Source organism: Ruegeria sp. YTSB088, from assembly GCF_059609825.1.
On record NZ_JBXWMM010000001.1, the window covers coordinates 561,856 to 568,065 of the forward strand.

Sequence of the window (6,210 nt, forward strand, 5' to 3'; positions counted from 1 at the left end):
ATTTCTTACCTCGCCTGTTCAGATCATTCATCTACAACAGAAAACAGGCTCGGCACGGCCGGGCACGGGGCGAGGTCGTTCTTGATCACATCCGACAAGCGGGTTTGATGCAGGAACACATAGACATGTGCGCTGAGACTTTCCCAAAGCCGATTGGTCAACGATTGCGCGCGACTGCCGGATGAAGCTCCGGACGCTCCTGCCCCTTTTTGTAGGGCATCAACGGTTTCGTCTACGGCCGCCAGAATCTCGACAACGCGAATTTCAGACGCAGGGCGAGCCAGTCTGTACCCGCCACCGGGCCCGCGAACGGAAGACACCAAGTCCGCCCGACGCAGTTTGACAAAGAGCTGCTCGAGATACGGTAACGAGATATCCTGCCTCTCGGAGATTTCCCCAAGCGTCACCAAGCTTTCTGTCGGATGAAGCGCAATATCCGCCAGAGCGACCATTGCGTAACGCCCCTTGGTCGACAGCTTCATTCCATGTCTCCTCTCAGCAGGATTTGCGCGAAATCATTGACGCCGACGCTGCCAGTGCGTATCTCCGATTGGCAGCGCAAAAAAAACGCCATGCAATGTAATTAGAACCGTTCTAAGGTGCCCGACGATTATCGTCAAGTATATCCGAGCATCTGTACGAAAAAGACAGGACCAAAGCACACATGCCCGAGGTGATTTTTCCCGGACCCGAAGGCCGCCTGGAAGGCCGCTACCACCCGCAAAAGGAAAAAGACGCACCGATCGCCATCGTGCTTCACCCGCATCCTCAATTCGGCGGGACCATGAACAACAAGGTGGTCTATAATCTGCACTACGCCTTCTACAACATGGGCTTCACCGTGTTGCGCTTTAACTTCCGCGGTGTCGGTCGCAGTCAGGGCGAATATGATCAGGGCGTGGGTGAGCTGAGCGATGCAGCCTCGGCGCTGGATTACCTGCAATCGATGAACAACAATTCGAAGCACTGCTGGGTTGCAGGTTTCTCGTTCGGTGCCTGGATCGGTATGCAACTGCTAATGCGCCGCCCTGAAATCACGGGATTCATCAGTGTATCGCCCCCTGCAAACATGTACGACTTTTCGTTCCTTGCCCCCTGCCCGTCTTCCGGCCTGATCATCAACGGTACGGCTGACAGGGTGGCGCCTCCGGCTGACACAACCTCGCTGGTGAACAAGCTGCACGAGCAAAAGGGAATCACCATCACCCACACCGAGGTGGAAGGGGCCGATCACTTTTTTCAGGATCGACACATGGACGCGATGATCACCGAGGTCAGTGACTATGTGAAACGGCGCCTGACCGAGAACACCCGCTAATGTCCGACACCATCACATCTCTTGCGGCCAAACTGGCCGAAGATACGATGAAGGTTATGGATGAGACAGGCGAAGACAGATTTTTTGTCGAAGTTGGTGAAGTGCTCGGGGCAGCATCTCAGTCTCTGGAAGAAGCGTTTCTGACGGAAATTCGTGTTCGTTTGGCTGAACGGAAGGCCAGGCAGTTTGTGATCAAACGCCTGTCCGCGCATCGCGCCAAACTGAAGGCCATCGAAAAACAATGACCGACCGTTTGGCGGCGCAAATCGCATTTCTGAAACGGGCTGACGAACTGAAAATGGTCGAGCGGGCAAATGTCCTGCTTGACCAGTCGAGACCCGAGAATTCTGCGGAGCACAGCTGGCATCTGGCCTTGTGGGCCCTGGTCATGGCCCCGTTGGCAGGGTCAGATGTCTCGATTGATCGGGTCATCCGTATGCTTTTGCTACATGATCTGGTTGAGATCGTTGTTGGCGACCACCCAATTCATCTTGAAACCGATTGGGCTTCGGTTGCCAAGGCTGAGCAAGCCGCAGCTTTGGAGCTGTTTGGGCTTTTGCCAAAGGATCAGGCTGATGCGCTCCACGCTTTCTGGCGTGAATTTGACGAGGATCAGTCCCCCGACGCCCGGTTTGCCAAGATACTGGACCGGTGTCAGCCACTGTTTCAGGTTCTGTGTGCCCCTAACCCCAATCCGGACCACGTGGACATAGCGCGTTCAAATCTCGAAGGCGGCCGTGCAGCCTATCTGGCACAGGCTTTTCCGTTGGCCTACGAGCATGCCATAACCCTGCTGGCCGGTACAGATACGCGCGCCAATGCGTTTACGACCCGGTTGCCGTTTCTGACTGAAGCCGATCAGCTAAAATCCGTTCTCCGCGCCTCGCGGCTGATGGCGGGTGATCGTTTTGAAAACTCGGCGGAACACTCGTGGCACATCATGCTCTACGCCTGGGTCCTGTCTGAAAGCGCGCCTCAGAAGATCAGTGTTGATCGGGTGATTCAGATGCTGTTGCTGCACGATATCGTCGAAATCGACGCCGGCGATAATCCGATCCACGGGCAGGTCGATCACGCGGCGCAAGCTGCCAAGGAACAAGCGGCGGCCAAGCGGTTGTTTGGCCTGTTGCCTGACACTCAATGCAAGGGCTTCACCACGCTGTGGCAAGAGTTTGAAGCTGCAGACAGCCCAGACGCCAAGTTCGCCAAAGCCGTCGACCGTTTTCAGACACCTATCGCCAATCTGGAAACCGGTGGCGGGTCATGGGTCGATTACAAGGTAACATATGCTCAGCTTGAGGCGCGAGTTCAGCCTGCAATTGCAGCGGGGTCTCCTCGGCTTTGGGATTGGCTGCAACCGCAACTGGCTGCGTATTTCCAAAGCGGCGAGGCTCTTCACCACTAGACAACAAAGGAAAAAAGGAGCCGAAAGGCTCCTTTTTCCCTGCTTAGTTCTGCGCGGCGCTAAAAAACACTACTACCATCAAACTGTTGAACCATGTTGGCTGCTTCAACTTCGACGGACCCCCCGTCAGCAAGCCACCCAATCACCACAATCAGACCCGAAGCAAATATGACGGATTTCGAAAATGTCGTCATCACTCAATACTCAATAACAAAAGATAAAATATGTTGAGAACATTACACTAATTCGATTTTCAGAACAGTAAGGTATACCTGACCTCGGCTGGCGTTCTACCTAGTTGAGATGGAAATTTACCTTGCTCAGACCTTCAATTTCATGCTCAACGCGATGTGTCTTCCCCATTTGAGGATTCAAATGCCCCAAGCGTATCTGTATCTGATGCTAGCCGTTATTGCGGAAACCATTGGCACCTCCGCGTTGCAGGCCAGTCAACAATTCACGCGGTTTTGGCCGTCCGTCCTTGTGGTCGTGGGGTACGGAGTCGCTTTCTACTTCATGGCGTTGACGCTGAAATTCATGCCTGTTGGCATTGTCTACGCGATCTGGTCAGGTCTGGGAATTTTTCTGATCGCCGTGATCGGTTTCATCGTTTTCGGTCAAAAACTAGATTGGCCGGCGGTACTTGGCCTTACCATGATATTGGCGGGAATCCTGATCATTCACCTCTTTTCCAAGACTGCTGGTCACTGATCCACGGTTAGGGCTGGTATATTTTGTCGCGCCGCGCTATGCGCGCGGCAACTTCCCGTTCAAAGGCTGACCTCTCATGGACCTGCGCAATATCGCAATCATCGCTCACGTTGACCACGGCAAGACGACCCTGGTGGATGAGCTGCTCAAACAATCCGGCGCGTTCCGGGAAAACCAGTCCGTGGCGGAACGCGCCATGGACAGCAACGATCTTGAACGCGAACGTGGTATCACCATTCTGGCCAAGGCAACTTCGGTCGAGTGGAAAGACACCCGCATCAACATTGTCGACACACCCGGCCACGCCGATTTCGGCGGTGAAGTGGAACGCATTCTCAGCATGGTCGACGGAGTTGTCCTACTGGTTGACGCCGCAGAAGGCCCGATGCCGCAGACCAAGTTCGTGACCTCCAAGGCCCTGGCGCTGGGTCTTCGCCCAATCGTGGTTCTGAACAAGGTCGACAAACCGGACGCGGAACCTGACCGCGCACTGGACGAATGCTTTGACCTGTTCGCAAACCTCGGTGCCGATGACGACCAGCTGGACTTTCCGGCGATGTACGCCTCGGGCCGTTCGGGCTGGGCAGACATGGAGCTGGACGGCCCCCGCAAGGACCTGAGCGCCCTGTTTGACCTGATCGTCGATCACGTCCCTGCCCCCAAGCAGGTCGAGCACAAGGACGAGCCGTTCCGGATGCTGGCCACAACTTTGGGCAGCGATCCGTTCATCGGCCGCATTCTGACAGGTCGTGTAGAAAGCGGCACTCTTAAGGCAGGCGACAACCTCAAGGCGCTCAGCCGCGATGGAACGGTGATCGAAAACTTCCGCGCGTCGAAAATACTTGCATTCCGCGGACTGGCACAGCAGCCCATCGACGTGGCAGAAGCCGGTGACATCGTCACCATCGCAGGCATGAGCAAAGCCACAGTGGCAGATTCCCTTGTTGCTCCGCAGGTCGAAGAAGCCCTGCCTGCACAACCCATCGACCCGCCGACGATTACCGTTACTTTTGGGATCAACGATTCTCCGTTGGCCGGTCGGGATGGCAAGAAGGTTCAGTCACGCGTTATCCGTGATCGCCTGATGAAAGAAGCCGAATCGAATGTCGCGATCCGCATCACCGACACGCCCGGCGGCGAGGCATTCGAGGTCGCAGGCCGAGGCGAATTGCAGATGGGTGTTCTGATCGAGAACATGCGCCGTGAGGGTTTCGAACTCAGCATCTCGCGCCCGCAGGTTTTGTTCCGCGAAGAAAACGGGCAACGTCTGGAACCCATTGAGGAAGTCACCATCGACGTGGATGATGAATACTCCGGCTCGGTGATCGAAAAGATCACCGGCGCACGCAAAGGTGAGTTGGTCGAAATGCGCCCCGCAGGTGCTGGCAAGACCCGCATCATTGCCCACGTACCGTCCCGCGGCCTGATCGGCTATCACGGCGAGTTCCTGACCGACACGCGCGGTACGGGCGTATTGAACCGCGTGTTCCACGACTGGGCTCCGCACAAAGGTCAGATCCCGGGGCGTCGGGCGGGCGTTCTGATCTCGATGGAAAAAGGTCAGGCCGTCGCTTATGCCCTCTGGAACCTCGAGGAGCGTGGTCGGATGTTTGTCGGCCCCCAAACGGATGTCTATCAAGGCATGGTGATAGGTGAGCATTCTCGCGACAATGATCTGGAAGTGAACCCGCTGAAAGGCAAGAAACTGACCAACGTACGCGCCAGCGGTTCAGACGACGCCGTTCGCCTGACACCCCACATTCAGTTCTCACTGGAAGAGGCGATTGCGTATATTGACGACGATGAACTGGTCGAGGTCACACCCAACGCTGTACGCCTGCGCAAGCGCTTTCTCGATCCTCACGAACGGAAGCGGATGGCCAAGTCGGCCTGATCATTCGGGCAACCCGCCGTCGCAATCAGAAACAATTGCCTCAGTGTGGCATTTTTGCGTCCAAACGAACAAAAGATGAAAAATGGGCAACCGGGCAATACGCCCGGTTTTCTTTTGAAACGAATATTCTTTCAGCTTTAAGTTGCATTAAGATTTTGCCACTCACCCATTCCACATATTGTGATTGAGACCCATATAAGGTGAAAATATGCCAGTTGTGTGACGTGGTTCATAAACACCGGCGCATCGGTGGTTCATATGAACACGTAGTTGAATATCGAGTTTCGAGGAGTTTCAAATGGGTGTCCAATCAAGCAGTATCCCGCTTTTTTTTGTAGCCACTACCTTTTTGTTTTCGCCCACTGGCGAAGCATTCGCAGCCGGTACGTGTACGATTCAAACGGCCAGACAATCCGCTGCGTCCGCGCAGGTTCTGTGTGAGTGCGACGCTGTAACATCGGGTATGATCCGATACATTCAACGCCGGCACGATTTCGATCAAATTCTTGCGCGTGTCGGAGCTGAATGTACGCCACTTGCAGACTTGCTTTCTGATTTTCCGACAGCATCGATCGGCGCAAGTGATCAGCGGTCCGGTGATGGTCCGTCTGATGAGACTGCCGACAGCAGCCCGGCTTTCGGTGGTGGCGGCGGTTCAGGCGGTGGAGCTGGCACCACTGGCGCTGGAGGCGGTGGCACTGGCGGTGAAGGTGGCGGCACTGGTGGTGAAAACGAAGGCGGTGGCGAAGGCGGCGGCGGCGGCGAAGGCGAAGGCGGCGGCGAAGGCGAAGGCGGCGGCGAAGGTGAAGGCGGCGGCGAAGGTGAAGGCGGCGGCGAAGGTGAAGGCGGCGGCGAAGGTGAAGGCGGCGGCGAAGGTGAAGG

Annotated in this window: 7 protein-coding genes; 6 read left to right on the plus strand and 1 reads right to left on the minus strand. The window is 55.9% G+C overall.

All coding sequences use genetic code 11. The annotated features are described in order from the left end of the window. Positions 1-23: 23 nt before the first annotated feature. Complete coding sequence (gene iscR, locus AC2FFA_RS02850) at positions 24-482, minus strand: Fe-S cluster assembly transcriptional regulator IscR (protein WP_117868923.1); 459 nt, start codon at positions 480-482, stop codon at positions 24-26. Between the two features lie 182 nt (positions 483-664). Here iscR and AC2FFA_RS02855 point away from each other — a divergent pair, with 182 nt between their 5' ends. The 6 genes from AC2FFA_RS02855 to AC2FFA_RS02880 form a co-directional block, all read left to right on the plus strand. After that, positions 665-1,318, plus strand: coding sequence for an alpha/beta hydrolase (locus tag AC2FFA_RS02855; protein WP_496849808.1), 654 nt, complete (start codon positions 665-667; stop codon positions 1,316-1,318). After that, positions 1,318-1,563 carry a hypothetical protein gene (locus tag AC2FFA_RS02860; RefSeq protein ID WP_117868922.1) on the plus strand — a complete coding sequence of 82 codons (246 nt, stop codon included), beginning with the start codon at positions 1,318-1,320 and terminating at the stop codon, positions 1,561-1,563. The genes AC2FFA_RS02855 and AC2FFA_RS02860 overlap by 1 nt, the downstream gene beginning before the upstream one ends. Next, positions 1,560-2,723, plus strand: coding sequence for an HD domain-containing protein (locus AC2FFA_RS02865; protein WP_496849810.1), 1,164 nt, complete (start codon positions 1,560-1,562; stop codon positions 2,721-2,723). Before AC2FFA_RS02860 ends, AC2FFA_RS02865 begins: the two co-directional genes overlap by 4 nt. Positions 2,724-3,098: 375 nt before the next feature. Then, positions 3,099-3,434 (plus strand): DMT family transporter, encoded by a 336-nt coding sequence (locus AC2FFA_RS02870; RefSeq protein ID WP_496849812.1) that lies wholly within the window; start codon positions 3,099-3,101, stop codon positions 3,432-3,434. Positions 3,435-3,510: 76 nt separating this feature from the next. Further along, on the plus strand, positions 3,511-5,328 hold the full coding sequence (typA, locus tag AC2FFA_RS02875) for a translational GTPase TypA (RefSeq protein ID WP_117868919.1): 1,818 nt from the start codon (positions 3,511-3,513) through the stop codon (positions 5,326-5,328). Between the two features lie 463 nt (positions 5,329-5,791). Next, positions 5,792-6,210 (plus strand): hypothetical protein (locus AC2FFA_RS02880; RefSeq protein WP_496849813.1); only part of this gene is annotated, 419 nt, incomplete at its 3' end.